Raw genomic sequence first — 24,367 nt, forward strand, 5'->3', positions numbered from 1 at the left:
GAAATAATTTTCGTTCCTTTTGAATAAGCTAGATTTGGTAACTAGAAAACTATATTATAATTATTAGGATGATTTTAAAAATTGAAAATGGAAGGAGAGTTATCCATGACACAAGATATCGGTCTTAATTATTATAAAGAATTAATTGATTTACAAAATGTAGAAGAGGTCGAAGCTCAACTTCAAAGTTTACTTGAGGTTCCGATCCAATCCATTTCTGATCTAGAAAATTGGTTAAAAGATGAACAGGATTTAATGATTAAAATTACGGAGGCGATGACAGGTCATCAAGTCGACTTCTACAGAAATACAGAGGATGCGGATGTCAAGTTAACGTATGTACACGATCAGCAAGTGATCCAACCACTTTTAATGAAATATGAAGCACAACTGAATGAGAAATTCTGTGCGTCTCCTTATGTAAATCAATTAGATGAAAACCGTTATGGCTTAATGCGTCGCGTTCGCGAGTCCAAAGTTAAACTGTTCAGACAAGAAAATATTCCTTTAGCTGTAAAAGAACAAGAACTCTGTACCAAGTATAGTGAAATTATGGGTGGACTAACAATTGAATGGGAGGGGGAGGAAAAGCCTTTTCCGTTTATCCAATCCCAACTCGATCATCTAGACAGAGCCGTGCGAGAAAAGGCTTATAACTTAATAGGGTTAGCCTATCGACAAATTAAGCACGATATGGATGCCATTATGGATGAACTCGTTCAACTGCGCCATCAAATTGCTTTAAATGCAGGTTTTGAAAATTATCGTGATTATATGTTTGTGGTCAAAAACCGTGAGTATAGCATTCAGGATTGTTATGACTTTCATGAAAATGTAGAAAAGCATATTATTCCAGCTTGGAATCGACTGGCAGAGGTTTTTAAGTCCAAGCTAGGTGTGGATACTTATCGTCCTTGGGATAACACTGCTAAACTCTTGAAAAAACCACCATACTCTGAGGTATCTACTCTTATGGACGGCGTTTCTGAGATGTTAGCGAAGACGGACCCATATTTTGCAGATCGTTTTGATTACATGCGAGAGCATGGGTTACTCGACCTTGGAGATCGGAAAGGAAAAAGCCCAGGTGGTTTCTGTACTTCTTTACCTGTATCAGGGGATACCTTTGTTTTTGCCAACTTTAGTCCATCCTTCTTCTCTCTTATTGCTTTAATTCATGAGATGGGCCATGCGGTGAATGCATACCTGGAGTTTTCAGAGCACGGTCCTCTTGAAGAATACCAAGGACGGGCGGAAATTGCTGAACTGTATTCTCATGGGATGGAATTGCTCTTATTAGATAAGCTGGATCAATTTTATCCGGAAGAAGAAGAATTTAAGAGCGCACAGCGTGAAGAGTTGAGACGGGCATTTACCATGTTATTCGGTCCATTGGCAGGGGATCTCTTCCAACATTGGATGTATACGAATCCAGGGCATACGGCCAAAGAGCGAGATGAAAAATACTTTGAAATCTCCAAACGTTATGGCTTGAGCCCTGTAGATACTTCTGGGTTAGAGGAAGAAATTGGGATGAGCTGGGCAGGTACTCTTCACTATATAGAATATCCTTTCTATAATATTGAATACTCTATCTCAATGCTGGGAGCACTTCAATTACTTGAGAATTATCAGAAGGATCCAGAGTTAGCTGTCGAATCCTTTAAAAAAGGGGCAAGTGCGGACTATAACCAATCCATCGCAGCTATTTATAGAGAAACTGGAGTCAGTTTTGATTTTTCAGAGCCAGCCGTTAAGCGAATGGGTGAATTTCTAGAAAAAGTCATTCAAGACATTCATTAATGAAGTAAGTGCAGGGGAAGGCAATAGGAAGTTATTCGTACAAAAAGGCACAACTAGTGAGAATTACTAGTTGTGCTTTTTGCTTTACAGATCAAAAGATCTGTCTAAATTACTTTATTTTTTAGTTCTAACTTCGCGACACACTCTACGTGTGAAGTTTGCGGAAACATATCAACAGGTTGGATATATTTAATGTCGTACACTTTAGTTAGTTGTTGTAAATCCTTAGCAAATGTAGATGGATTGCAAGATGTGTAAATAAAACGATTTGGCTTAATGTCTAAAATGGTTTTTAGTAATTCATCATCAAGACCAGCTCGTGGTGGATCTACTGTCAGTACATCTGGAACGAAGCCTTCGTTTTTCCATTTCCCCAGCCATTGTTTTGCTGTACCATGGACATATTTTGTATTGCTAAAACCATTTCTTTTCGCATTTCTTTTAGCATCCTGAATAGATTCTTCAATAATATCCATTCCTCTAACTTCTTTTGCGTTTTTTGCAAGCCATAGTCCGATTGTTCCAACACCACAGTAAGCGTCCACGACAGTTTCTTTCCCAGTTAATTCAGCAGCATTTTCAATTTCGTTGTATAAATGGTCGGTTTGCTCTGGGTTCAGCTGGAAAAAGGCACGTGCAGACAAATCAAATGCAAGTTCTCCAAGTTTTTCATGGATTGTTTCTTTTCCGAACAGATTAAATGTTGTTTCTCCGAAAACAAGAGATGTTTTTTCTGCATTAATATTTTGGCTAATGGACACAATATTAGAATCGATTGCTCGTATAAGCTGTACAAGTTCTTCTTTATGTGGCATTTTCTTTTTCGTTGTAACAAGTGTTACTTGTATTTGTCCGGTTTTCATACCAGTACGAACGACAATTGTACGAACAATTCCTTGTGGATTTTTCTCATCGTAAATAGGGATGTTCAGTTTTTGTAAAAAACCTTTAATTTCATTTGTAATATGTGTTGTTACTGGATGCTGAACAATGCATTTATTAATATCGATTAGTTTGTTGGAGCTTTCTGCGTACAGGCCAGCGATGACTTTGTTACCAGGCTTTCTTACTTGGAACTGGCTTTTATTGCGGTAGTTCCATGGATCTTCCATTCCAATCGTTTGCTTTACTTCAATTTGCGGTGCTAAATCCTTCACATAACGTTCGAGTGCTTGAATGACTAAATCCCTTTTTTCTATCAACTGTCTTTCATACGTCATATGTTGCAGTTGGCAGCCCCCGCATGCGTCATAGATGAGACAAGGTGGAGTTATTCGGTCTTTCGATGCTTGGCGAATTTTCTTGATCTTAGCTTCTGCATATTTGTTTTTTGCTTCTGTGACTTGTGCTGTAATTACCTCACCTGGAAGTGCACCTTTTACGAAAACAACATTCCGTTTAAAGAATCCGACACCTTCTCCATTTATCCCGAGCCTTTTTATCGTTAGAGGAAATTCTTGTCCTACTTGTATAACTGCTTGTTCTTTCATTACTTCACTTCACGTCCTTTATCCCGCTTGGCAAAACTTGCATTCAGTGGAAAAACGTCACTGAATGAAGCTTCGCCTTATGATCTTCCTTCTATTATAAGGGAGATGGTCAAGGATTAAAAGAAAGCGGAATATCCTGATTATTCATGTTCAATTCATCGAGTGTTCCGAATGTATATCCCATTTTTCTTGCTTCTGTGATAAACATTGGAAGCCCTTCTGCATTATCTGGAGATACAGTATGCATCAAAATAATTGCACCAGGATGAATTTGCGACATTAACTGATCATATGCATATTTGCCGCCTTTTTTCTGGTCTTTATGCCAATCGATAAACGCAACGGACCAAAAAATATGCTGATAGCCGATTTCGTTTGCAGCTTCTAATACTTTTTCGTTAAAAATTCCTTCTGGGGGACGAGTAACGGTGGTTCTTTCCAGAGAAGTAAGTTCACTAAGCTTCTTGTCAAACTGTATTAATTCTTTTTGAATTCCTTCTTTAGAGAGTCGCGCTAGGTTAGGGTGTCCATAGGAGTGATTTCCTATTTGATGTCCTTCCTTGATCATACGTTCAACTAATGGAGTGGCACTCTCTAAATAATGCCCGGTTAAAAAGAAAGTTGCTTTGATTTTTTCTTTTTTAAGCGTATCTAAAATGCTTTCTGTATAGCCATTCTCGTATCCATTATCGAAAGTGAAGTAAATGATTTTTTTGTCTGGAGAACCTTTATAAATAGCACCATGTTTTTCAAGCATTGCATCTAACTCTGCACCGGCTTCTGCAGGTATTTCTTTTGTCGCTTTTTTTAATCCCCAATGAATTTCTTGTGCTTGTGCAGAAAATGGCTGGTACACAAATCCCATACTAAGTACAAAAGCTGCAATAACGATTCCAAATAAATGATATTTCCACATATAAAACACAACCTCCTTTACAAGTAGATTGTGCTAGGGGAATTTATTTATTCACAGATAAATATCGGTTAGAGCATTTGGTAATTGAGGAAATTCAAAATTAAATCCATTTTTCAATAATACTTCCGGCATAACATGTTGACCTTCTAAGACAAGCTGACTTTTCTCTCCAAGAGCCATTTTTAGTACAAATGCTGGAACGAAGAAATAGTGGGGACGCTTTAAAACGGCTGCTAATTCTCTTCCAAATTCCTTCATTTTTTTCGGCTCTGGTGCTGTTACATTGAAAGGGCCATGAATATCATGCTCGATTGTAAAAAGGAGTGCATTAGCTACGTCTTTTACGTGAATCCAGGACATCCAATTTTGCCCAGAGCCAATTGGACCGCCGACGAACATTTTGTACGGGAGTGCCATCAGTGGAAGAGCACCATTATCTTTTCCAAGTATTATTCCAAATCTCCCATATGCTACACGGACTCCTAATTTTTCTGCGAGTTTCGCTTTTTGTTCCCAATCATGAACTGTTTTTGCTAAAAAGTCTGTTCCGATTTCAGGTGATTGCTCTGTATATATTTTTTCGTTAGAGGCTGGATAAATTCCAATTGCACTTGCATTTATGAGAACTTTTGGCTTTTGCTTCAAAGTTTTAATAATACGAAGAACTTCCTCCGTTGCTTGCATACGACTGTTGTATATTTTCTTTTTTTGCGCTGAGGTCCATCTACCATTATTAATAGATTCGCCTGCAAGATTGATAAAAGCATCGATTCCTGTTAAGTCATTTTCAGGAGTAGCATCATTTGTTAACCATTTTATATAAGTGACATTATCTGATCGTTTATTTACACTACGAGATAAAATATAAACTTCATGTCCTTTTTCAACTAAAAGCTGTGTCACTACTCTTCCGACAAAACCAGTACCACCAGTAATAGCAATTTTCATATTGTATCCAACCTCCTCTTTCCAACATCTTAGCATGCGAAACGTTTATCACCTATGAATATATACGTTATAATAGTAGAAAGATGAATGGAGAGATATACTTATGCCGATTATTACCAAAATAGGTCGTCAAAAAAACAATAATGAACGGTATAATTTATACTTAGATGAAAAGTATGCTTTTAGTGTGGACGAAGCCGTACTGATCAAGTATCAACTCACAAAAGGGAAAGTTCTCGAAGACTTTACGATTGATGAAATGGTTTTTGATGATGAAGTTAGAAAGGCTTATAACAAAGCGATTAACTTTTTAAGCTATCGTATGCGAAGTGAGCATGAAGTAAAACAAAAACTACTCCAAAGTGAATTTGGAGAAGCGGTCATATTGGAGGCTATCCGTAAGCTATATGAGCATAGTTTTTTAAATGATGAAAGTTTTACGAAAGCATTAGTTGCGACGCAAAAGAAAAATAGCAAGAAAGGTCCTGCTGCTATTCGGCAAGAGTTAAAGAAAAAAGGAATTGAAAAAGATCTGCAAGAAGAAGTGTTATCGGCTTATTCGGAAGAAGAGCAGCTGACAATCGCACGAACGCTAACCGAGAAAATTATCAATCAAAACAGTTCGAAAACACCGAGACAAATAAAACAAAAAGTACAGGATGCATTACAAAGAAAAGGATACAATTTTACGATAATCTCCCAAGCAATTGACTCTTTTGAATTGGAAAAAAACGATGAAGAGTGGGTAGAAATTATTGAAAGCCAAGGCGATAAAATTTGGAGAAAATATGCCTCTAAATATAGTAGCTATGATTTGAGAAGACGTGTTAAACAAGCGTTGTACCAAAAAGGATTCCCTGCTGAGCAAATCGATCAGTATTTGGAAAAAAAGGAGCTAGAACTACAAGATGAGTGAAAAAAAATATAGCGATATGAGTGAACAAGAACTGAGAACAGAAATTGCCAATTTAAAAGAGAAAGCCCGAAAAGCAGAACAATTGGGCATTGTAAATGAGTATGCAGTATATGAAAGAAAAGCAACAATGGCCCAAAGCTTCTTAATCGATCCTTCAACGATTAAACCAGGCGAATTGTACCGAATTACAAGTGATCCAGGTGTGTTCTTTCAGGTGGAATATTTAAAAGGAAGATTTGCATGGGGATATCGATTAGGTGGCGTTAAGTATGAGGAAGCATTACCTATCTCATTGTTAGAGCCATTAAAGGAAGGAAAATAATATGCAAACAAAAATAGAAGCATTAACCTATCAATTACTTGAAAAAAATGATCAACTATCTGCAGCAAAAGCACGCGCTTGGATAGAACTGCTTTGGTCGGACTTCGAGTCGTCTTATGCACGTGCAGGGTACGAATATAAAGGAGCTGCGGTCACGGAAATGGTTATTAAAAAATGGATTGAAAGTTACGGTCAACAGCTTCATGAATTTGCTGGATCTAATGAAAAGTATAAACACTTACTAGAAACAGACGATTTTTTCCATTAAATAAAACGCTAGGATTTAAAAAATCCTAGCGTTTCCAGTTTTAATTTGGCATAAAGTCGAGTTTTTTTCGAAGTTTATCTTCGCTAAAAATCCAGCCTGTGTAGGAATTTACAATCTCGAGCTCTTCGTTTAAATGAGCTACTGCAACAAAAGGATAGTAATCGTTGCTTCTATATCGTAGATCGATTAATCGAACTTCAAATAACTTCTCGAATTCCGTTATCTCCCATCTATAAATCGGAGAGAATGATGTAAATGCACTTAGGTTTTTATCTTTTAGTGCTGCTTTTACTAAATCTGATTCTGGTAACGGTACTTTTTCAAATTTGTCGTATATAGAGATGGATCTCCCGTAAGCTCGTCCAACATAATGATGCGTTTTGGAAATTGCAGCTACTCGCCATTGAAAAAACTTCATCGTAGGAGCGACAATAATTTCATCTGCATCGGGAATCGTATGCTTAACGGAATTTTTTACTGCACTTTGAACGGCAAATCTTAAAATGTAATAAACGAATATAATCGCATACATAATAAGAAACGTCGTAACTGGATTTGCACCAAACATCCAAAATAACAATCCGACTACGTGGATACCGAAAATAATCGGATCGAATGTATTAATGACACCTAGCGCAACCCACTTTCTAGAAAAAGGTCGCAATGCTTGCGTTCCATAAGAATTAAAAATATCAACAAACACATGTAAAAAAACTGCCAGAAACGTCCATAACCATAGATGCAATAAGTTTGCTTCTGGCATTATAAGCCATAATACACCTGAAATTAATAGCGGCCATAAGAGAACCGCTGGAATCGAATGCGTAATACCTCGGTGGTGTCGGATATACACAGCATTGTTTCGTAATTTTAATACCGTATCTATATCAGGTGCCTGAGATCCTATAATTGTACCTGCAATAACCGCAGTTGTAGTTAGCGTGCTACTTGAGACGACAGGATCCGCAAGTGCTAATCCACCGAGTGCGATACCCATTACAATATGTGTACCTGTATCCATGCTTCACCAGCTCCTTTTTGGATACTAAGTTATTCTCATCATAAAATATAATCGAAAAATAACAAAGCAATTATACATGATATACCCCATTCTTCATGAAAATAATCGTAAGGAAGGACTTAACATTGAACGAATTATATAAAACACAAGTTAGAAATGCTTTAGTATCCTGGTTTTTAGAAGAAAAACGTGATTTGCCGTGGAGGAAGACAAAAGATCCATACAAAATTTGGGTGTCTGAAGTGATGCTTCAACAAACAAAAGTGGATACTGTTATACCTTATTATGAAAGATTTATCGCAAAATATCCTTCCCTTGAATCACTTGCCCATGCAAAAGAAGAAGAATTACTGAAGGAATGGGAAGGACTTGGCTATTATTCGCGGGCACGTAATTTACAAGCAGGTGTTAGAGAAGTCGTCGAATCATATGGAAGTGTCGTTCCAAATACGCGAAAAGAAATATCTGCTTTAAAAGGAGTTGGACCTTATACTGCTGGAGCAGTTCTTAGTATTGCATACGGAGTTCCGGAGCATGCAGTAGACGGGAACGTCATGCGAGTACTTTCTCGTCTTTTATTGATAAAAGAAGATATAGCAAAGCCTAAAACGAAGAAAATATTTGAAGAAGCAGTAATGGAGTTAATCGATGAGGACAATCCTTCTGCATTCAACCAAGGATTAATGGAACTTGGAGCGGTAATTTGTACACCGACGAAACCAAAGTGTTTACTTTGTCCTGTACGAGAATATTGCACAGCATTTTTTGAAGGTATGCAAGATCAATTACCGATTAAAACGATTAATAAGAAAACAAAAGTACACAAAATGAAAGCAGTTATTATTAAGGATGAGCAAGGTCGAGTCTTATTAGAAAAGCGACCTTCAAAAGGATTACTCGCAAATATGTGGCAATTTCCAATGGTAGAGCTTCCAACTGCAACACATACTATAGAAGAAGTAATCGAACATGATTATGGAATAGAAATTGTAAGAGGCGAAGAATTAATAGCGTTCAAACATGTCTTTTCTCATTTAGTATGGGAAATGGAAAGCTTTGAAGGAAAGCTGCAATTAGAAAAGGAGCTTCCAACAGCATGCAAATGGTTCACTATAGATGAGATTGCCAATCAACCAATGCCAGTACCAATATTAAAAATATGGAATGCATGGAAGGAAAAGAATTAATTTTTAAAATGCATATATCTCTTTAAAGTGCGCAAGATACTTGTGTACCGGAGGTGAAATCCATGACAAAGAAAAACAACGCTTCAGAAACGAATGTACAAGAAGTAAGAGAACAAAACCGCCAATCTCAAAGCGGTCAGTCTCAGAATAAATTCAAAACCCCTGAATTTGCTTCTGAAACTGATGTTCAAGAGGTAAGAGAACAAAACCGTCAAGCTGAGATGAGAAAACAACAAGCTAGCGGTAAACAAGCAGGTAGTTCTTATAACCAAACAAAATAACTACATGGATTCACCAAAAATCAGCGAAGGCATTTTGCCTTCGTTGATTTTTTATTGTGGTTACGGTCGCTTTCACTCCGCTGCGGGGTCACACCTGAACCGCTGTTCCCATTGGAGTATCTTGATTAGCTTTGTCGTACAAGCATGTTGTTTCGTATTAAATGGAATTGGACTCTAGCAAATATACACTAAGCACTTTTGCAGAATACGAAGGTTTTGTATTAGATTTTTTAAAGTAATTATTAAATAATAATCCATCATTATTAGCGTCTACTCCAAGCATCTTGTTTGATGAAATCTGGTTGCTCTCAGACTTCCGCTAGTTGCTCTTAATCGCCATTTGGTTACTTTAGGCAATTACTTCAACACATTATCTCTATTATGTCCGGTATTGAATTCATTGCTCCTATGCAGATATATAACCCCTGGAGAGAAAATCCAGTGGTCATTTACCAGCGCTTGGTAGGAACCTTTAGAAAAATACATACACTGTAAAGACCGCTTATGATTTTTTACTATAGTTTTTGGGTATGGATTGTTATAATGATTAAATAAGTATATAAACTTGATTTTTACGCTTGTCGAAAAGGTGGCTAAATGATGGCGATTCCAACAGAAGGAGAAATGATACAAATTCACAGCTACAAACATAACGGCAGTATCCACCGTGTCTGGCAGGAAACAATGGTACTAAAGGGCACCAAGAATATTGTGATAGGAGCAAATGAACGAACACTTGTCATCGAGGCGGATGGTCGCACTTGGGTTACAAGAGAACCTTCTATTTGCTACTTTCATGCGGAGCATTGGTTTAACATTATTTGTATGTTACGAGAAGATGGTGTATACTATTACATCAATATGAGTTCGCCTTTTGTTTATAGTGATGGGCGTTTAAAGTATATTGATTATGATTTAGACGTAAAGGTTTTTCCAGACATGACCTATACAATTCTAGATGAAGATGAATACGCACAACATAAAAAAGAAATGATGTATCCTAAAGAAATGGATGTTATTCTTGAACGAAATATAGAAAAACTCATTTCTTGGATCAAGCAAAGAAGGGGTCCTTTTGCTCCAGATTTTATCGAGGCATGGACGAATCGTTATCATTTTTATAAACAGCTAAATGAGTAGACGAAAAACCTGTTGAATACAAACAACAGGTTTTTCAATTTTAGAAAGGAGTCATTAAATGGGATCACTAAAACGGTATATGCAATTTGTTAAACCGTATAACTTTCAAATATTTATAACGCTTGTTATTGGTATTATCAAGTTCGCCATACCATTGTTTATACCGATTCTTATCAAAATCGTTATCGACGATATTATTGGTGCAAAAACACTTACAGCAGACGAAAAAATCCAACAATTAGTATATTGGCTAGGAGGGACTGCGTTAGTATTTTTAATCGTTCGTCCTCCGATTGAGTATTATAGACAATATTTAGCTCAATTAGTAAGCAATAAAATACTTTATGATATTCGTCAAAAACTGTATAGCCATCTTCAAAAGCTAGGCTTAAAATACTACAGTAATACACGTGCCGGAGAAGTTATTTCCAGGGTAATAAATGACGTAGAGCAAACAAAAAACTTTGTCATAATCGGACTAATGAATGTATGGCTGGATTTAGCGACTATTTTAATCGCAATTGGAATCATGCTTACGATGAACGTGAAGTTAACACTGGTTACTTTACTTGCATTCCCTTTCTATGCATTCAGTGTGAAGTACTTTTTTGGAAGACTTCGCGACTTAACGAGAAAACGTTCGCAAGCTCTAGCTGGGGTTCAAAGTTATCTACATGAACGTGTACAAGGTATGAGTATTATTAAAACTTTTACATTAGAAAAGCATGAACAGAAACTATTTAATGATGCTAATGGAGAGTTTTTAGATAAAGCCGTTGACCAGACCGTTTGGAACGCGAAGGCATTCGCAGTAGTTAACACGATAACGGATATTGCACCTTTACTCGTTATAGCCTACGCAGGGTATGAAGCGATTAATGGAAGATTGTCAGTCGGAACGATGGCTGCATTTGTAGCTTATATTGAACGTTTATACAGTCCTCTCAGACGTTTAGTCAATTCTTCTACCACCTTAACGCAGTCTTTTGCTTCTATGGATCGGGTCTTTGAATTGATGGATGAAGAATATGATATTGTCGATAATAAAGGTGCTTCCACATTAGAGAAAATTACTGGTGAAGTTACTTTTTCAAATGTGTCATTCCAATATGAAAAAGACGGAAATACAATATTAAATAATGTGGATTTTCACGTTAAAGCAGGAGAGACGGTAGCATTCGTTGGAATGAGTGGTGGTGGTAAATCTACTATTATTAGTTTGATACCAAGGTTTTATGATGTAACAGATGGAAGTGTTCGGGTTGATGGAAACGATATTCGTGACGTTACGGTAGAATCATTAAGAAAGCAAATAGGTATTGTGTTGCAGGATAATATTTTATTTAGTGATTCAGTTAAATCGAATATATTAATGGGTAATCCTGATGCGACAGATGAAGAAGTGATAGAAGCGGCAAAAGCGGCGAATGCGCATGATTTCATCATGGAGTTACCTGAAGGATACGAGACAAAAGTAGGAGAACGTGGCGTGAAGCTTTCAGGTGGACAAAAACAACGTGTAGCTATAGCTAGAGTATTTTTGAAAAATCCTACGATTTTAATTCTAGACGAAGCAACTTCAGCATTAGATTTAGAAAGTGAATCATTAATACAGGATTCATTAGAACGTTTAGCGTCGAATCGTACAACTATAATTGTTGCACACAGACTTTCAACGATTACGCATGCTGATAATATCTTCGTAATTGAAAACGGTCAGGTAGTCGAAAATGGAAACCATGCACAATTAATGAATCAAAAAAATGTATACTATAATTTATTTCAAATACAACAATTAGATAATTAGTAAATGCCCTATAAGTTACGCGCTTATAGGGCTTTTTATAAGCAAAAATTTATTTGCTAAGAGTGAGCGTCTATCTTACAGAGTGGCATGATATCACTCTTGTAGCCTGTAATCCAATAAGTATTATATTGATAAATTTATGGGATAATTGAATGAGTATTCATTTATATGAATAAAATTACTAAAACAAATGGAAGTTACATTTTAAGTGAAGAAATAACAGTTTTCAGAAAAGTATTGCATATAAGGTTAATATGTGTAAAATATTAATATAGCTTATTAATTTATAGAAAATTATAAATTGCACAAAAACAAAGGGGTGCGTTATGGCAGAGCGTGAAATCATTTTAGAAGTGAAAGATCTCCAAACTTCTTTTTTCACAGATGACGGTGTCATTCCGTCAGTGGACCATGTAGATTTTCACGTAAAAGAAGGGGAGATACTTGGAATAGTCGGAGAGTCTGGCTGTGGTAAAAGTGTTACGTCGCTTTCTATAATGGGTCTAGTTCCAAGTCCACCAGGGAAAATTACAAGTGGCCAAATTTTATTTAAAGGGAAAGATTTAACGAAGTTCTCGGAGAAAGAAATGCGAAAGGTACGAGGAAATGATGTAGCGATGATTTTCCAAGAACCGATGACGTCTTTAAATCCTTTATTTACAATTGGTAACCAACTAGTGGAAGCGATTACACTACATAAAAAAGACTGGAATAAAAAACAAGCGAAGGCAAGAGCGGTTGAAATGTTGAAGCTAGTTGGTTTACCTAGAGCGGAAGAATTGATGAAGGATTACCCTCATCAGCTCTCAGGGGGTATGAGGCAACGAGTAATGATTGCGATGGCACTCGTTTGTGATCCAAAGGTTCTTATTGCTGATGAACCTACAACAGCACTAGATGTCACAATACAAGCTCAAATTTTAAAACTCATGCGTGAATTGAATGAAAGATTGAAAACAGCAGTTATTATGATTACCCATGATTTAGGAGTTGTAGCGGAAACTTGCGAGCGTGTAGTCGTTATGTACGCTGGAAAAGTAGTAGAAGAGGGAACAGTCGATACAATATTCCGTAATCCACAACATCCTTATACAAAGGGATTAATCGCGTCTGTACCTGATATGCGCCATAAAAAGCAACGTTTGTATTCTATTCCTGGTAATGTACCGAAGCCTGGGACGATAAAAAATGGCTGTCGATTTGCCGCTCGTTGTGAATCGGTTTTTGGAAGATGTACGGAAGAAAATCCTCCATTATATGAAACATCTGCGAATCATAAAACAAGATGCTTCTTATACGATCAAAAGGAGGTAGAAGTTCATGACAAAACCGCTGCTACAAGTTGAAGGGTTAAAAAAGTATTTTCCTATTCGTTCTGGAGTGTTAGCGAAACAATCGGGTTATGTGAAAGCGGTAGATAATGTATCTTTTCATGTAAATGAAGGGGAAACATTAGGAATCGTTGGAGAATCAGGTTGTGGGAAATCTACAACTGGTCGAATGCTTATGAGATTACTAGAACCGACAGAAGGAAAAGTAACCTTTGATGGAAAAGAATTAACGAGTATTTCCAGTACAGAAATGAGAAAAGCAAGAAGAGAAATACAAATGGTATTTCAAGATCCATATGCATCGTTGAATCCGAGACATACGGTAGAAAAAATATTAATGGAACCACTAATTGTCCATAACATCGGAAATGCAAAAAGCCGAAAAAAGAAAGTACATGAATTTCTAGAAATTGTTGGGCTAAGCAGTTATCATGCGAAAAGATATCCGCATCAATTTAGCGGTGGGCAAAGACAGCGTATTGGAATTGCAAGAGCATTAATGACGAATCCGAAGTTAATTATTGCGGATGAACCCGTTTCTGCACTAGATGTATCGATACAAGCCCAAGTACTTAATCTTATGCAAGATTTACAGAAAGAATTAAAGCTAACCTATATATTTATTGCGCATGATTTAGGGGTGGTGCGTCATATAAGTGATCGAGTTGGCGTTATGTACTTAGGAAGAATGGCGGAACTTGCTACAAGTGAATCATTATATGAAGAGCCTCTACATCCATATACGAAGGCATTACTTTCTGCAGTACCGGTTCCTGATCCGGAACATAAAAGGGAGCAGATAATATTAGAAGGAGACATTCCAAGTCCTTCAAATCCGCCTAGTGGTTGTACATTCCATACGAGATGTCCGTTTAAGATGGAAGCTTGTACATCTATCGTACCTAAGCTAGAAGAAGTGAAACCTGGTCATTTTGTTGCCTGCCATTTATATAATGAGCAAGTGCAGCATTGATAATATATTTACGGAGGGGTTAATTTGGGAAAAAAGAGAATTTGGTCATTTTTACTTCTGATGTTAGTTGCACTAAGTGTAGTACTTGCTGCATGTAACTCATCAGAAAGTGGCACAGAGAAAGAGAATGAGGGTACAAAGGATAATGGTTCTACATCTACAGGTGATAAAGTGCTTGTCTTCGGACGAGGAGGAGATTCTACTTCATTAGACCCTTCTACTGTAACTGAGGGAGAATCATTTAAAGTTACAAAAAACATCTATGAAACTTTATTAAACTTTGGAGAACAAGATACGACAATCCATGAAGGTTTAGCAACAAAATGGGAACCATCAGAGGATGGACTAACGTATACATTTACACTTCGTGAAGGGGTTAAGTTCCATGATGGTACTGACTTCAATGCAGAAGCTGTAGTAAAAAACTTTGAACGCTGGGCAAATGGCTCAGAAGATAAATTCCCATATTATAAATCTATGTTTGGTGGTTTTAAAGGAGAAGAAGGCCATGTAATCGAATCAGTTACTGCAGAGGGCGATTATACTGTAGTATTCAAACTTACACGAGCACAAGCGCCTTTCTTAAAAAATATCGCTATGAGTCCATTTGCAATTGCAAGTCCAACTGCATTTGAAAAAGACGGTGAGAAATTCGGGGATAATCCAGTGGGAACTGGTCCATTTAAATTCGTTGAATGGAAACGTAATGATTCTATTACAATTGAGAAATTTGATGGTTATTGGGATGAAGCTCTTCCAAAATTAGATAAAGTTATATTCCGCTCTATTCCAGACAATTCCGCTCGTTTAAATGATTTACTTAACGGTGCAATTGACTTAGCGGATGGTATTAACCCAGCTGATGGAACAACAGTAGAGGGAGATTCATCTTTACAATTATTTGAACGTCCGTCTATGAATGTTGGTTACTTAGGCTTAACGACTACACGTCCACCTTTTGATAACGTTAAAGTTCGACAAGCATTAAATTATGCAATAGATAAGGAAGCGATTGTAGAGGCATTCTTCGAAGGTCGCGCAGAAATAGCGAAAAACCCACTTCCATCTTCTATTAGTGGTTTCAATGATGATATAACAGGATATGAATACAATCCAGAAAAAGCAAAAGAATTATTAGCAGAAGCTGGATTCGCAGATGGTTTTGAAATGGAATTATGGGCAATGCCTGTACCAAGACCATATATGCCAGATGGCAAAAAAGTAGCGGAAGCTATTCAAAAGAACCTAGAGGATATTGGGGTAAAAGCTGAAATCGTTTCTTATGAATGGGCTACTTATTTAGACAAAGCTAGTAAAGGTGAAGCAGATGCATTTTTATTAGGATGGACGGGTGATAACGGAGATGCAGACAACTTTATCTACGTATTACTTGATGGAGACAACATTGGAAGCAATAACTACACATATTATGACAACAAAGATTTACACAAAATCCTAATTGAAGCACAAACAGAAGTTGATGAAGATAAACGTAATGAATTGTATAAGCAAGCTCAAGAAATTATTTTTGAAGATGCTCCTTGGGTACCACTTGCTCACTCAACTCCATTACTTGCAGGGAAAGCGGATATAGTAGATTTCTACCCACATCCGACTGGATCTGACTTATTATCGCAAGTCGACTTTAAGTAATATGCTTGAAAGGGAGAGGTCTTCGTGATTTCTCCCTTTTCTTATTCAATTGGATGGAGAGGTGAAAGCAGTGCTTCGCTATATTGGAAAACGATTATTACAACTAATCCCAGTTTTACTTGGAATGACATTCGTTGTATTTATGATTATTAGGGCAATACCAGGAAATCCAGCCCAAGTTATATTAGGGCAGTTGGCCACGAAAGAAGCGATAGAGGCTCTAGAAATAAAGCTCGGACTGGATCAACCTTGGTACACCCAATATTTTGACTATTTGATAGGGCTATTTCAAGGTGATTTAGGGGAATCGATGCGAACAGTTCAACCTGTAGCAAACGAGATATGGCCGTATTTAGCGGCTACATTTGAATTGGCTTTGTTTGCAGTTATTATTGCGGTAATTATCGGCGTTAATGCAGGGATTATATCCGCTTGGTTTCAAAATTCTTGGTTCGACTATTTAGCAATGGTTATCGCGTTAATTGGAGTATCTATGCCTATCTTTTGGTTAGGCTTGATGGAGCAGTGGTTATTTGGAATTGAGCTTCAATGGTTACCTACATCTGGTCGAGAAGAAGTGCGAAATCCTGTTTCAGCGATCACCAATTTGTATGTCTTAGACACTATTTTACAAGGAAGATTTGATCAGCTTGGACAAGTGTTGAAACACTTAGTGTTACCAGGTATTGCACTTGCAACTATTCCAATGGCTATTATTGCGAGAATGACAAGGTCGAGTATGCTTGAGGTCATGCGTAGTGATTTTATTCGAACTGCAAGAGCTAAAGGGCAAAAAATGTTTTGGGTTGTATACAAACATGCTTTAAAAAATGCCATCATTCCAGTATTAACGGTTATCGGTCTTCAAATGGGACTGTTATTAGGCGGAGCGATCCTAACAGAGACAATATTTAGTTGGCCAGGCATCGGAAGATATATCTATGATGCAATTCAATACCGTGATTATCCAGTTATCCAATCAGGTATTCTTGTTGTAGCTTTTATGTTCGTTATGATTAATTTGTTTGTAGATATATTATATGGTTTGGTTGATCCAAGGATTAAATATGACTAAAAGGGGGAAACGAATATGACTCAAATGGTACCGAATTCGACAAATGAAATAATGGCTAAAAAAGATACGTCGACGGGTCCTTGGAGAGATGCATGGCGAAGCTTTAGTAAAAACAAAGTGGCGCTGGTTGGAGCAGGAATCGTTCTTTTCTTCATTCTTTTAGCTATTTTTGGTCCTTTCCTCGCACCTCAAGGAATAAACGAACAGGCAATAAAAGATCATCGTCTGCTTCCGCCATCTAGCCAATTTTGGTTCGGAACAGATGACCTAGGAAGAGATATTTTTTCACGTGTTATACATGGTGCAAGAATATCACTTGGAGTTGGTTTTTTCTCTGTAGTTGGCTCTGTAGTTGTAGGAAGTATTTTAGGAATTGTAGCTGGTTATTACGGGAAGTGGATCGATACGATAATATCACGCATATTTGATATTATGCTAGCTTTTCCAAGCATTTTACTCGCAATTGCCGTTGTTTCAGTATTAGGTCCTTCCTTACGAAATGCATTAATAGCTATTGCCATTATTAATATTCCTAACTTTGGCCGACTCATTCGTTCGAAAGTATTGAGTATTAAAGAAGAGGAATACATAACTTCTGCAAAAGCGATCGGGATGAAGGATTTACGTATCCTATTTTCGCATATTCTCCCGAACTCGCTGGCACCTGTCATTGTTGCAGGTACGCTTGCGATTGCCTCTGCTATTATTGAAGCAGCTGCATTAGGGTTTCTTGGTTTAGGAGCTCAAGCACCAGCGCCTGAATGGGGAAAAATGCTAGCGGATGCGCGCGTTGTTTTACGAAATGCGCCGTGGACGATGGTTTTCCCAGGAATTGCGATTATGTTGACGGTATTAGGATTTAACTTAATGGGTGATGGGCTCAGAGATGCTCTAGATCCCCGGATGAAAAATTAAAAAACGTGTCACCTAGACTTTAGGTGACACGTTTTTTTAGTATGGCGTTTCTTCTATTTCAACAGTTAGCTCTTCCCCATGATAATTCAAATAGGAGGTGATTAATGTATCCATATGTTCTAATTGTTCCTCGTATTTTAAAATGGACGATAGTAAATGTAATAATGATACGTCGAAAATTCTTCCTCAATTCGAGTTAACGCAATTTGTTGAACAAAGATATCCATTACTTCTTGTCTTTGGATAAAAGCTTCTGTACTTTTCCATTCGATATGTTCCGGTTTTAGTTTACCGATGAATTTCAAATGTAGTTGTTCATGATAAGCTAAAAGAGCATCTAATCGTTCTTTGATCATCATTCGGAAATGCTCTGGAAGTTCCGAAACCTCATTTTCATGGAGATGAAGTTTTTTTAGTACATCTAAGCTTTTGTATGAAGTAGAAATTAGTTCTCGATAAACAACTAATTTTCTTCCTTTCGTATAAATTGCTTTCTTTGAGTAACCACGTTCTTCTTTGAAAAAGGAATACAGTTGATCTACGCGGGCCAGACGGTCTTTTAATTGATTAATTGCTTGTTTTGTAGAGTTATGCTCTGATGCACTACGTACTGCAATTCGAATCCAGCGAATAATCTCGTCTTGTGTATAATGTATAGCATTAAATAATTTAGATTCAAATTTTGGTGGTATAAATATTAGATTTACAATAAATGCAGAAATGACACCTACTAAAACAGTAGAAAATCGTATTAAAGCGTATGTGAAAAAGTTATCGCTTTGAATTTCCATGATGGCAATAACAGTAACAAGTGCCAAAGGAATCGTTTTTTCTAACTTTAATTTTAACATGAGCATGATTGCAACGATTGCAGCAAATCCAACAACTATAAAGTGGTTTCCGAACATCAGTGCGAAAACCACTGCAATTGCTGCTCCAATTATATTAGATTGCACTTGCTCTATAACAGTCAAATAGGATCTATATATAGAAGGTTGTATGGCAAAAATCGCAGCTATTCCTGCAAAAACAGGACTAGGAAGCTGGAGTAAATCAGCTATGAATAACGAGAAAACGATGGCTACTCCAGTTTTAAAAACGCGAGCTCCTAATTTCATTGAATCCTATCCTTTCATTTCATGCAAGATTGAAGTGTTTACTGCTTTAACTGGGCGAATGCCTGATGAACAGCAGTAATTGTTTCCGTAATATCCTCTTCTGTATGAGCGGTTGTGATAAACCAAGCTTCATATTTAGATGGGGCCAGATTAATCCCTTGTGCGAGCATTAGTTTAAAGAACTTAGCAAATAATTCTCCGTCGCTTGCTTCTGCTTGCTCGTAATTTTCTACTTTTACATCTGTAAAGTAAACTGATAGTGCACCTTTTATACGGTTTACGGTAATTGTAATATTGTTTTTCTTTGCAGCTTCTACGATGCCAGCTTCTAGCATTGCACCAAGTCTGTCTAACTCCTCATATACTCCTGGTGTTTGCAATACTTCTAGGCAAGCAATCCCTGCTTGCATAGACGCTGGGTTCCCAGCCATTGTTCCCGCTTGGTAGGCAGGACCTAATGGAGCGACTTGTTCCATAATTTCTTTTTTACCGCCATAAGCTCCGATTGGAAGACCTCCGCCAATAATTTTTCCTAGGGCTGTTAAGTCAGGTGTTTCATTTAACATAGTAGAGGCTGCACCGTAGTGAAAACGGAATGCAGTGATTACTTCATCATAAATTACAAGAGTCCCTTTGTCTTTGGCTATTTTATGAACAAGTGGTAAGAAACCTTCATTTGGTTCTACCATACCGAAGTTTCCTACGATTGGTTCTACTAGAATACAGGCTAGTTCTTCTCCCCATTTTTCCATTGCTTCCTCATACGCTTGTGGATCATTAAAAGGAATCGTAATTACCTCTTTTGCAATCGACTGTGGAACTCCCGCAGAGTCAGGTGTTCCAAGCGTAGCAGGTCCTGATCCGGCAGCTACTAATACTAAATCAGAATGCCCGTGATAACAACCTGCAAACTTCATTACTTTTGTTCTTCCTGTGTAGGCACGCGCTACACGAATAGTAGTCATAACTGCTTCTGTACCCGAGTTTACAAAGCGGACTTTATCCATAGAAGGAATTGCTTCTTTTAGCATTTTGGCAAAAGTCACTTCATGCTTTGTAGGCGTACCGTATAATAGACCCGTTTGTGCAGCTTTTGTGATGGCCTCTGTAATATGGGGATGTGCATGACCCGTAATAATAGGTCCGTATGCCGCTAAATAATCAATGTATTTATTGCCATCTACATCGTAAAAGTAAGCCCCTTCTGCTCGTTCCATTACAATTGGTGCTCCTCCACCAACTGCTTTATAAGATCTAGATGGACTATTTACTCCACCTACAATATGTTCAAGTGCTTCTATTTGTATTTGTTCAGATATAGTTTGTTTCATTATTCGTTACCTCCGCCATTTTTGTATTCTTCTATTGTAGACAATTATGGTGAAAAACGCTAAAGAAATTGAATCTCATCCAATAATTCGATACGATAGGAGTATATAAGGGAGGGAATATAATGACAATACTAGAAGGAATGATTGCACCAAAGTTTTCATTGAAAAATGAACAAGGAGATATTGTATCATTAGATGACTTTGCAGGAAAGCAGTATGTTATTTTGTATTTTTATCCAAAAGATTCAACACCGGGCTGCACAACGGAGGCGTGTGATTTTAGGGATGCTCATGAGAAATTCAGTGAATTGAATGCTGTTATTTTAGGTGTCAGTCCAGATGATGAAAAAGCACATACGAAATTTATCGCAAAACATGGTCTTCCGTTCTCCCTATTGATCGATGATACACATGAGGTATCTGAAGCGTATGGGGTATGGAAGTTAAAGAAGATGTTTGGCAACGAATATATGGGAATTGAACGCTCTACATTTTTAATCGATCCTACAGGTACTGTCGTGAAAGAATGGCGTAAAGTGAAAGTGAATGGACATGTAGAAGAAGCATTAGAAACGTTAAAAAAATTAGCTTCTGAGGGTGAATAATTGTGAAAATATTATTTTCTTTTTATCCGAAACGAGATCAACAAACTAGTTTAATAGAAAAATTTCCACAAGTAGAATTCATCTTTCAAAAACCATTAGATGAAGAAGCTTTAAAAACTGCTGATATACTTGTGACGTATGGAGAGGATCTTTCAGCACCTCATCTGGAAATAGCGACGCAACTAAAATGGATTATGGTTGCTTCTGCAGGACTTGAAAAAATGCCTTTAGATGAAATCGCTGCTCGAAATATTATATTAACGAATGCGCGCGGAATTCATAAAATTCCAATGGCAGAGTCTATTCTTGCTCATATACTTTCCATAAAAAAATCACTTCCACTAATGGCTGGAAATCAGCAAAAAAGGGAGTGGTCACCAAAGCTGAACCCAACAGAGCTTTTTGGATCTACTGCATTAATATTAGGCACAGGTGCAATCGGTAGCGAGGTAGGAAGAATTTTACAAGCTTTTGGCGTCCGTACCATTGGATGTAATAGAAGTGGTAAAATGGCATCTTCTATGGATGCAATCGTTTCTTTTGGACAACTAAAGGAAGTATTGCCAGATGCCGACATTGTTATATCTATTTTACCTAGCACGGAAGAGACAAAACACTTGCTTACATACGAGCATTTTCAGTGTATGAAACAAGCTGCCATCTTTATGAATTTTGGTAGAGGGGACGTCATAAAGGAAGAGGAGTTACTTCGAGCACTAACAGAAGAATGTATAGCATTTGCTGTTTTAGATGTATTTGAAAAAGAACCGCTACACAAAGAGCATCCGTTTTGGAAGATGCACAATGTCATTGTATCTCCTCATGCTTCCAGTCATTCTTCGCAATATGTTGTAAGAGCATTAGAGATTTTTTCTGAAAATTTGACGGAATGGTTGAATGAAAGTAATCAGTTGGAGAATATAATTGATTTAAAAAGAGGTTACTAAAGAAGATTCATTTCTAGAATGCTTTAAAATTTGACAGCTCCTGCATTTCTTCATTATACTTATTATAACAATTATAAATTAATAATGAATATGAAGAGAGGTGCATTGCGATGACGGAAGTACATTTAAGAGATGCTTTAGATACTTTAAAATCAACTGGTGTACGAATTACGCCTCAACGCCATGCGATATTGGAATTTATTATCCAATCTATGTCACATCCCACTGCGGACGATATATATAAAGCACTTGAAAGTAAATTTCCAAGCATGAGTGTTGCAACTGTTTATAATAACCTGCGTGTTTTTAGAGAAGCGGGATTAGTTAAGGAACTAACATACGGTGATTCTTCCAGTAGATTCGATTTTATCACAAATGATCATTATCATATGATTTGTAATTCATGTGGTAAAATTGTAGATTTTCATTATCCTGGCCTAGATGAAGTCGAACATTTAGCTTCTCATTTAACTGGTTTTGATGTGAGTTCTCATCGGATGGAAATATACGGTACATGTCCGACATGTAAAGAACATGCGACAAAAGTGCAATAAGAAAACGAGCGTAATCATCTTACGCTCGTTTTTTTGTTCCTTTATTTGCTTGTGTTTTTAATCTACGTATGGTGACTTTGTATATGCGTAAGCTCTCTCCAAAACGCTGAGTGATGTAAAGAGGCAATTATTAGTTAATAGCTATTAAACAATTGCTCTCCAATAACTTTTCACTTTGCTGTATACTATACTAATAAAAAAACACTTTGCTTTAAAGCAAAGTGTCCACTTATTTCTTTCTGTTTAGTGATTGATCGAACTCTTGTCCTTCTAAATTTGGGTCAAGTGTAAGTGGTTCTTTGCAATACATACACATATCGACTCTTCCTAAAATTTTGGTATGCTTACCACACTTGGGGCATACGACTTGAACAGCTCGAGTAGATAATAAACCAATCCAACCGTATACCGCTGTACTGCCTATGATGGATAGTAACCCAAGTGTCATGAAAATGGTTACTAAAATTGCGTTTTCTCTAAAGAAAATAGCACCATACATTATGATAAATCCAAAGAATATGAGTCCGAGTGCAAAGGAACGTATTCGGTTTATTTTGTTTTTATAAGGTTTCATTTTTCATCCTCCTAAATTATAAATCCACTATATCATATTTTAGGAGTAAGTAAGGTTTTGAAATTAGGTTAGAAGGAAATTTAAACTAATTGTCGAAAAGCTATAAGTAGAAGGAAACAAAGGAGGCTCCATTTTGGAAGCGTTATTGAGACCAATTTATCAAGAAAGAGCAAGCGATCCAAATACGCTAGGAATCATATCAGTAGAAAAACGGGAGGAAGTTAGCCCAATTACGGATACGTTTGATTCAATATTATTAATCATAACATCAGAAGCTGAAAAACCAGTTTTACAAAGCACTATTCGTATGATGAAAAGAAAACAGCAATGCATATCATTACAGAAACACAACTTAGAAAATGGTTACTAGTAGGAACTAATCCAAAACTAGTTGACTGGATTATTAATGGACGAGTTGTTTTTGATCGCAATGAATATGTAGAAAATCTGAAAAAAGAGTTATATGATTTCCCGCTAAAGGGAAGAAAAGTTAGAATGGGTATTGAATTTGCAAAGCTAAGTAGAAGATATATGGAAGGTAAAGTATTTTTTGAACAATTGAATTATCTGGATGCCTATAACCATATAGTAGATTCTTTACATCATTTAGCTCGTCTAGCTGTGTTCGAAAATGGAATGCATCCAGAGGTGATGGTATGGAAACAAGTAAAACAACTAGATCCTGCTATTTACAAATTATACGATGAACTTATATCAAGTAAGGAATCGTTAGAGAAACGATTAGAACTTCTATTTCTAGCTAGTGAGTTTTTAATTCACTCAAGAACAAAGGACGGGGCTCAACATATATTAGAAGTTTTGTCATCTAAAGAATTTTGGACTATTCAAGAGATTCATGAACAAGAAGAACTGAAAAAGTATTCGGTGGATCTTGAAGTTTTTATTGAGTTTTTAGTAGATAAAGGTTTTATATTAATAGAAGAACAGACCACTAAAAGCAATAATATCATGCATAGATGCTACAAAGTAAAGTGTTAATGAGTGTGCAATAAAAACGAATAAGAAATTTATTCGTTTTTATTGTTGACAATCTATTTCTTTATGATGTATTATAATAAGCGTCGTCAAAAACGAAACACAAACTTACGACAAAAAAGTTTTTTAAAAAACTTCTTGACTTAGAAAAACGAAAGTGATAAAGTAGAGGAGTCGCAAAAAACGACACAACAAA

At 36.8% G+C, this 24,367-nt stretch carries 22 protein-coding genes and 2 pseudogenes; 17 read left to right on the plus strand and 7 right to left on the minus strand.

Going from position 1 to position 24,367, the window contains the following annotated elements:
- Positions 1-105: 105 nt before the first annotated feature.
- A complete protein-coding gene (locus OR571_RS08430) occupies positions 106-1,803 on the plus strand; it encodes a M3 family oligoendopeptidase (protein ID WP_282242377.1) in 1,698 nt (565 codons plus the stop codon).
- 104 nt (positions 1,804-1,907) lie between these two features.
- Here the strand turns inward: OR571_RS08430 and rlmD are convergent, their stop codons facing one another.
- From rlmD to OR571_RS08445, 3 genes are all read right to left on the minus strand, one after another.
- Positions 1,908-3,293: a 23S rRNA (uracil(1939)-C(5))-methyltransferase RlmD gene (gene rlmD / locus OR571_RS08435; RefSeq protein WP_282242378.1), complete on the minus strand. Its 1,386-nt coding sequence runs from the start codon at positions 3,291-3,293 to the stop codon at positions 1,908-1,910.
- A gap of 109 nt (positions 3,294-3,402) precedes the next feature.
- Entirely contained in the window at positions 3,403-4,209 is an 807-nt protein-coding gene (locus OR571_RS08440; RefSeq protein ID WP_282242379.1) for a polysaccharide deacetylase family protein, read from the minus strand.
- A 51-nt stretch (positions 4,210-4,260) separates the two neighbouring features.
- Complete coding sequence (locus OR571_RS08445; protein WP_282242380.1) at positions 4,261-5,157, minus strand: TIGR01777 family oxidoreductase; 897 nt, start codon at positions 5,155-5,157, stop codon at positions 4,261-4,263.
- Between the two features lie 103 nt (positions 5,158-5,260).
- Between OR571_RS08445 and recX the strand changes: the two genes are divergently transcribed.
- The 3 genes from recX to OR571_RS08460 are packed head-to-tail and all read left to right on the plus strand — an operon-like array spanning position 5,261 to position 6,663.
- The gene (gene recX, locus OR571_RS08450; RefSeq protein WP_282242381.1) at positions 5,261-6,073 is read left to right on the plus strand and encodes a recombination regulator RecX; all 813 of its coding nucleotides are present in this window, start codon (positions 5,261-5,263) and stop codon (positions 6,071-6,073) included.
- Positions 6,066-6,395 carry a YfhH family protein gene (locus tag OR571_RS08455; RefSeq protein WP_282242382.1) on the plus strand — a complete coding sequence of 110 codons (330 nt, stop codon included), beginning with the start codon at positions 6,066-6,068 and terminating at the stop codon, positions 6,393-6,395. Before recX ends, OR571_RS08455 begins: the two co-directional genes overlap by 8 nt.
- Position 6,396: 1 nt before the next feature.
- The gene (locus OR571_RS08460) at positions 6,397-6,663 is read left to right on the plus strand and encodes a YfhJ family protein (RefSeq protein WP_282242383.1); all 267 of its coding nucleotides are present in this window, start codon (positions 6,397-6,399) and stop codon (positions 6,661-6,663) included.
- A gap of 40 nt (positions 6,664-6,703) precedes the next feature.
- On the opposite strand, the gene OR571_RS08465 is transcribed toward OR571_RS08460, so the two are convergent.
- Positions 6,704-7,684: a metal-dependent hydrolase gene (locus OR571_RS08465; protein ID WP_282242384.1), complete on the minus strand. Its 981-nt coding sequence runs from the start codon at positions 7,682-7,684 to the stop codon at positions 6,704-6,706.
- Between the two features lie 95 nt (positions 7,685-7,779).
- Between OR571_RS08465 and mutY the strand changes: the two genes are divergently transcribed.
- The 9 genes from mutY (at position 7,780) to OR571_RS08510 (ending at position 18,046) form a co-directional block, all read left to right on the plus strand.
- Positions 7,780-8,871 carry an A/G-specific adenine glycosylase gene (gene mutY / locus OR571_RS08470; protein ID WP_481900371.1) on the plus strand — a complete coding sequence of 364 codons (1,092 nt, stop codon included), beginning with the start codon at positions 7,780-7,782 and terminating at the stop codon, positions 8,869-8,871.
- A gap of 53 nt (positions 8,872-8,924) precedes the next feature.
- On the plus strand, positions 8,925-9,152 hold the full coding sequence (locus OR571_RS08475) for a gamma-type small acid-soluble spore protein (RefSeq protein ID WP_481900372.1): 228 nt from the start codon (positions 8,925-8,927) through the stop codon (positions 9,150-9,152).
- A 600-nt stretch (positions 9,153-9,752) separates the two neighbouring features.
- A complete protein-coding gene (gene ntdP / locus OR571_RS08480; protein WP_282242386.1) occupies positions 9,753-10,292 on the plus strand; it encodes a nucleoside tri-diphosphate phosphatase in 540 nt (179 codons plus the stop codon).
- 58 nt (positions 10,293-10,350) lie between these two features.
- Positions 10,351-12,099 (plus strand): ABC transporter ATP-binding protein, encoded by a 1,749-nt coding sequence (locus OR571_RS08485; protein WP_282242387.1) that lies wholly within the window; start codon positions 10,351-10,353, stop codon positions 12,097-12,099.
- Between the two features lie 326 nt (positions 12,100-12,425).
- On the plus strand, positions 12,426-13,445 hold the full coding sequence (locus OR571_RS08490; RefSeq protein ID WP_282242388.1) for an ABC transporter ATP-binding protein: 1,020 nt from the start codon (positions 12,426-12,428) through the stop codon (positions 13,443-13,445).
- Entirely contained in the window at positions 13,420-14,403 is a 984-nt protein-coding gene (locus OR571_RS08495) for an ABC transporter ATP-binding protein (RefSeq protein ID WP_282242389.1), read from the plus strand. Before OR571_RS08490 ends, OR571_RS08495 begins: the two co-directional genes overlap by 26 nt.
- 24 nt (positions 14,404-14,427) lie before the next feature.
- A complete protein-coding gene (locus OR571_RS08500; RefSeq protein ID WP_282242390.1) occupies positions 14,428-16,056 on the plus strand; it encodes an ABC transporter substrate-binding protein in 1,629 nt (542 codons plus the stop codon).
- A gap of 70 nt (positions 16,057-16,126) precedes the next feature.
- Entirely contained in the window at positions 16,127-17,131 is a 1,005-nt protein-coding gene (locus tag OR571_RS08505) for an ABC transporter permease (RefSeq protein ID WP_282242402.1), read from the plus strand.
- A 24-nt stretch (positions 17,132-17,155) separates the two neighbouring features.
- Positions 17,156-18,046, plus strand: a complete 891-nt coding sequence (locus tag OR571_RS08510) for an ABC transporter permease (RefSeq protein WP_400793052.1) — start codon at positions 17,156-17,158, stop codon at positions 18,044-18,046.
- Positions 18,047-18,082: 36 nt separating this feature from the next.
- Here the strand turns inward: OR571_RS08510 and OR571_RS08515 are convergent.
- Together OR571_RS08515 and OR571_RS08520 are read right to left on the minus strand one after the other, a co-directional pair.
- Positions 18,083-19,164 (minus strand): annotated as a pseudogene (locus OR571_RS08515) (FUSC family protein).
- 38 nt (positions 19,165-19,202) lie between these two features.
- On the minus strand, positions 19,203-20,495 hold the full coding sequence (locus OR571_RS08520; RefSeq protein ID WP_282242392.1) for a glutamate-1-semialdehyde 2,1-aminomutase: 1,293 nt from the start codon (positions 20,493-20,495) through the stop codon (positions 19,203-19,205).
- A gap of 122 nt (positions 20,496-20,617) precedes the next feature.
- Here OR571_RS08520 and bcp point away from each other — a divergent pair, with 122 nt between their 5' ends.
- The 3 genes from bcp to perR all read left to right on the plus strand — a co-directional run bounded on the left by bcp (position 20,618) and on the right by perR (position 22,601).
- Positions 20,618-21,100, plus strand: a complete 483-nt coding sequence (bcp, locus tag OR571_RS08525) for a thioredoxin-dependent thiol peroxidase (protein WP_282242393.1) — start codon at positions 20,618-20,620, stop codon at positions 21,098-21,100.
- Between the two features lie 2 nt (positions 21,101-21,102).
- The gene (locus OR571_RS08530) at positions 21,103-22,047 is read left to right on the plus strand and encodes a D-2-hydroxyacid dehydrogenase (protein WP_282242394.1); all 945 of its coding nucleotides are present in this window, start codon (positions 21,103-21,105) and stop codon (positions 22,045-22,047) included.
- A gap of 110 nt (positions 22,048-22,157) precedes the next feature.
- Positions 22,158-22,601 carry a peroxide-responsive transcriptional repressor PerR gene (perR, locus tag OR571_RS08535; RefSeq protein ID WP_282242395.1) on the plus strand — a complete coding sequence of 148 codons (444 nt, stop codon included), beginning with the start codon at positions 22,158-22,160 and terminating at the stop codon, positions 22,599-22,601.
- 229 nt (positions 22,602-22,830) lie between these two features.
- Here perR and OR571_RS08540 read toward each other — a convergent pair whose 3' ends face one another.
- Positions 22,831-23,175, minus strand: coding sequence for a YgzB family protein (locus OR571_RS08540; RefSeq protein WP_282242396.1), 345 nt, complete (start codon positions 23,173-23,175; stop codon positions 22,831-22,833).
- A 133-nt stretch (positions 23,176-23,308) separates the two neighbouring features.
- Between OR571_RS08540 and OR571_RS08545 the strand changes: the two are divergent.
- Positions 23,309-24,174: pseudogene (locus OR571_RS08545) on the plus strand (nucleotidyltransferase-like protein).
- Positions 24,175-24,367 lie beyond the last annotated feature (193 nt).

Source organism: Psychrobacillus sp. NEAU-3TGS, assembly GCF_029955155.1.
Taxonomy (GTDB): Bacteria; Bacillota; Bacilli; order Bacillales_A; family Planococcaceae; genus Psychrobacillus.

What these genes read in the sequence shown, in the direction of transcription:
- OR571_RS08430 (WP_282242377.1), top strand. Translation starts at nt 106, where the DNA reads ATGACACAAGATATCGGTCTTAATTATTATAAAGAATTAATTGATTTA.
- rlmD (WP_282242378.1), bottom strand. Translation starts at nt 3,293, where the DNA reads ATGAAAGAACAAGCAGTTATACAAGTAGGACAAGAATTTCCTCTAACG.
- OR571_RS08440 (WP_282242379.1), bottom strand. Translation starts at nt 4,209, where the DNA reads ATGTGGAAATATCATTTATTTGGAATCGTTATTGCAGCTTTTGTACTT.
- OR571_RS08445 (WP_282242380.1), bottom strand. Translation starts at nt 5,157, where the DNA reads ATGAAAATTGCTATTACTGGTGGTACTGGTTTTGTCGGAAGAGTAGTG.
- recX (WP_282242381.1), top strand. Translation starts at nt 5,261, where the DNA reads ATGCCGATTATTACCAAAATAGGTCGTCAAAAAAACAATAATGAACGG.
- OR571_RS08455 (WP_282242382.1), top strand. Translation starts at nt 6,066, where the DNA reads ATGAGTGAAAAAAAATATAGCGATATGAGTGAACAAGAACTGAGAACA.
- OR571_RS08460 (WP_282242383.1), top strand. Translation starts at nt 6,397, where the DNA reads ATGCAAACAAAAATAGAAGCATTAACCTATCAATTACTTGAAAAAAAT.
- OR571_RS08465 (WP_282242384.1), bottom strand. Translation starts at nt 7,684, where the DNA reads ATGGATACAGGTACACATATTGTAATGGGTATCGCACTCGGTGGATTA.
- mutY (WP_481900371.1), top strand. Translation starts at nt 7,780, where the DNA reads ATGAAAATAATCGTAAGGAAGGACTTAACATTGAACGAATTATATAAA.
- ntdP (WP_282242386.1), top strand. Translation starts at nt 9,753, where the DNA reads ATGGCGATTCCAACAGAAGGAGAAATGATACAAATTCACAGCTACAAA.
- OR571_RS08485 (WP_282242387.1), top strand. Translation starts at nt 10,351, where the DNA reads ATGGGATCACTAAAACGGTATATGCAATTTGTTAAACCGTATAACTTT.
- OR571_RS08490 (WP_282242388.1), top strand. Translation starts at nt 12,426, where the DNA reads ATGGCAGAGCGTGAAATCATTTTAGAAGTGAAAGATCTCCAAACTTCT.
- OR571_RS08495 (WP_282242389.1), top strand. Translation starts at nt 13,420, where the DNA reads ATGACAAAACCGCTGCTACAAGTTGAAGGGTTAAAAAAGTATTTTCCT.
- OR571_RS08510 (WP_400793052.1), top strand. Translation starts at nt 17,156, where the DNA reads ATGGTACCGAATTCGACAAATGAAATAATGGCTAAAAAAGATACGTCG.
- OR571_RS08520 (WP_282242392.1), bottom strand. Translation starts at nt 20,495, where the DNA reads ATGAAACAAACTATATCTGAACAAATACAAATAGAAGCACTTGAACAT.
- bcp (WP_282242393.1), top strand. Translation starts at nt 20,618, where the DNA reads ATGACAATACTAGAAGGAATGATTGCACCAAAGTTTTCATTGAAAAAT.
- perR (WP_282242395.1), top strand. Translation starts at nt 22,158, where the DNA reads ATGACGGAAGTACATTTAAGAGATGCTTTAGATACTTTAAAATCAACT.
- OR571_RS08540 (WP_282242396.1), bottom strand. Translation starts at nt 23,175, where the DNA reads ATGAAACCTTATAAAAACAAAATAAACCGAATACGTTCCTTTGCACTC.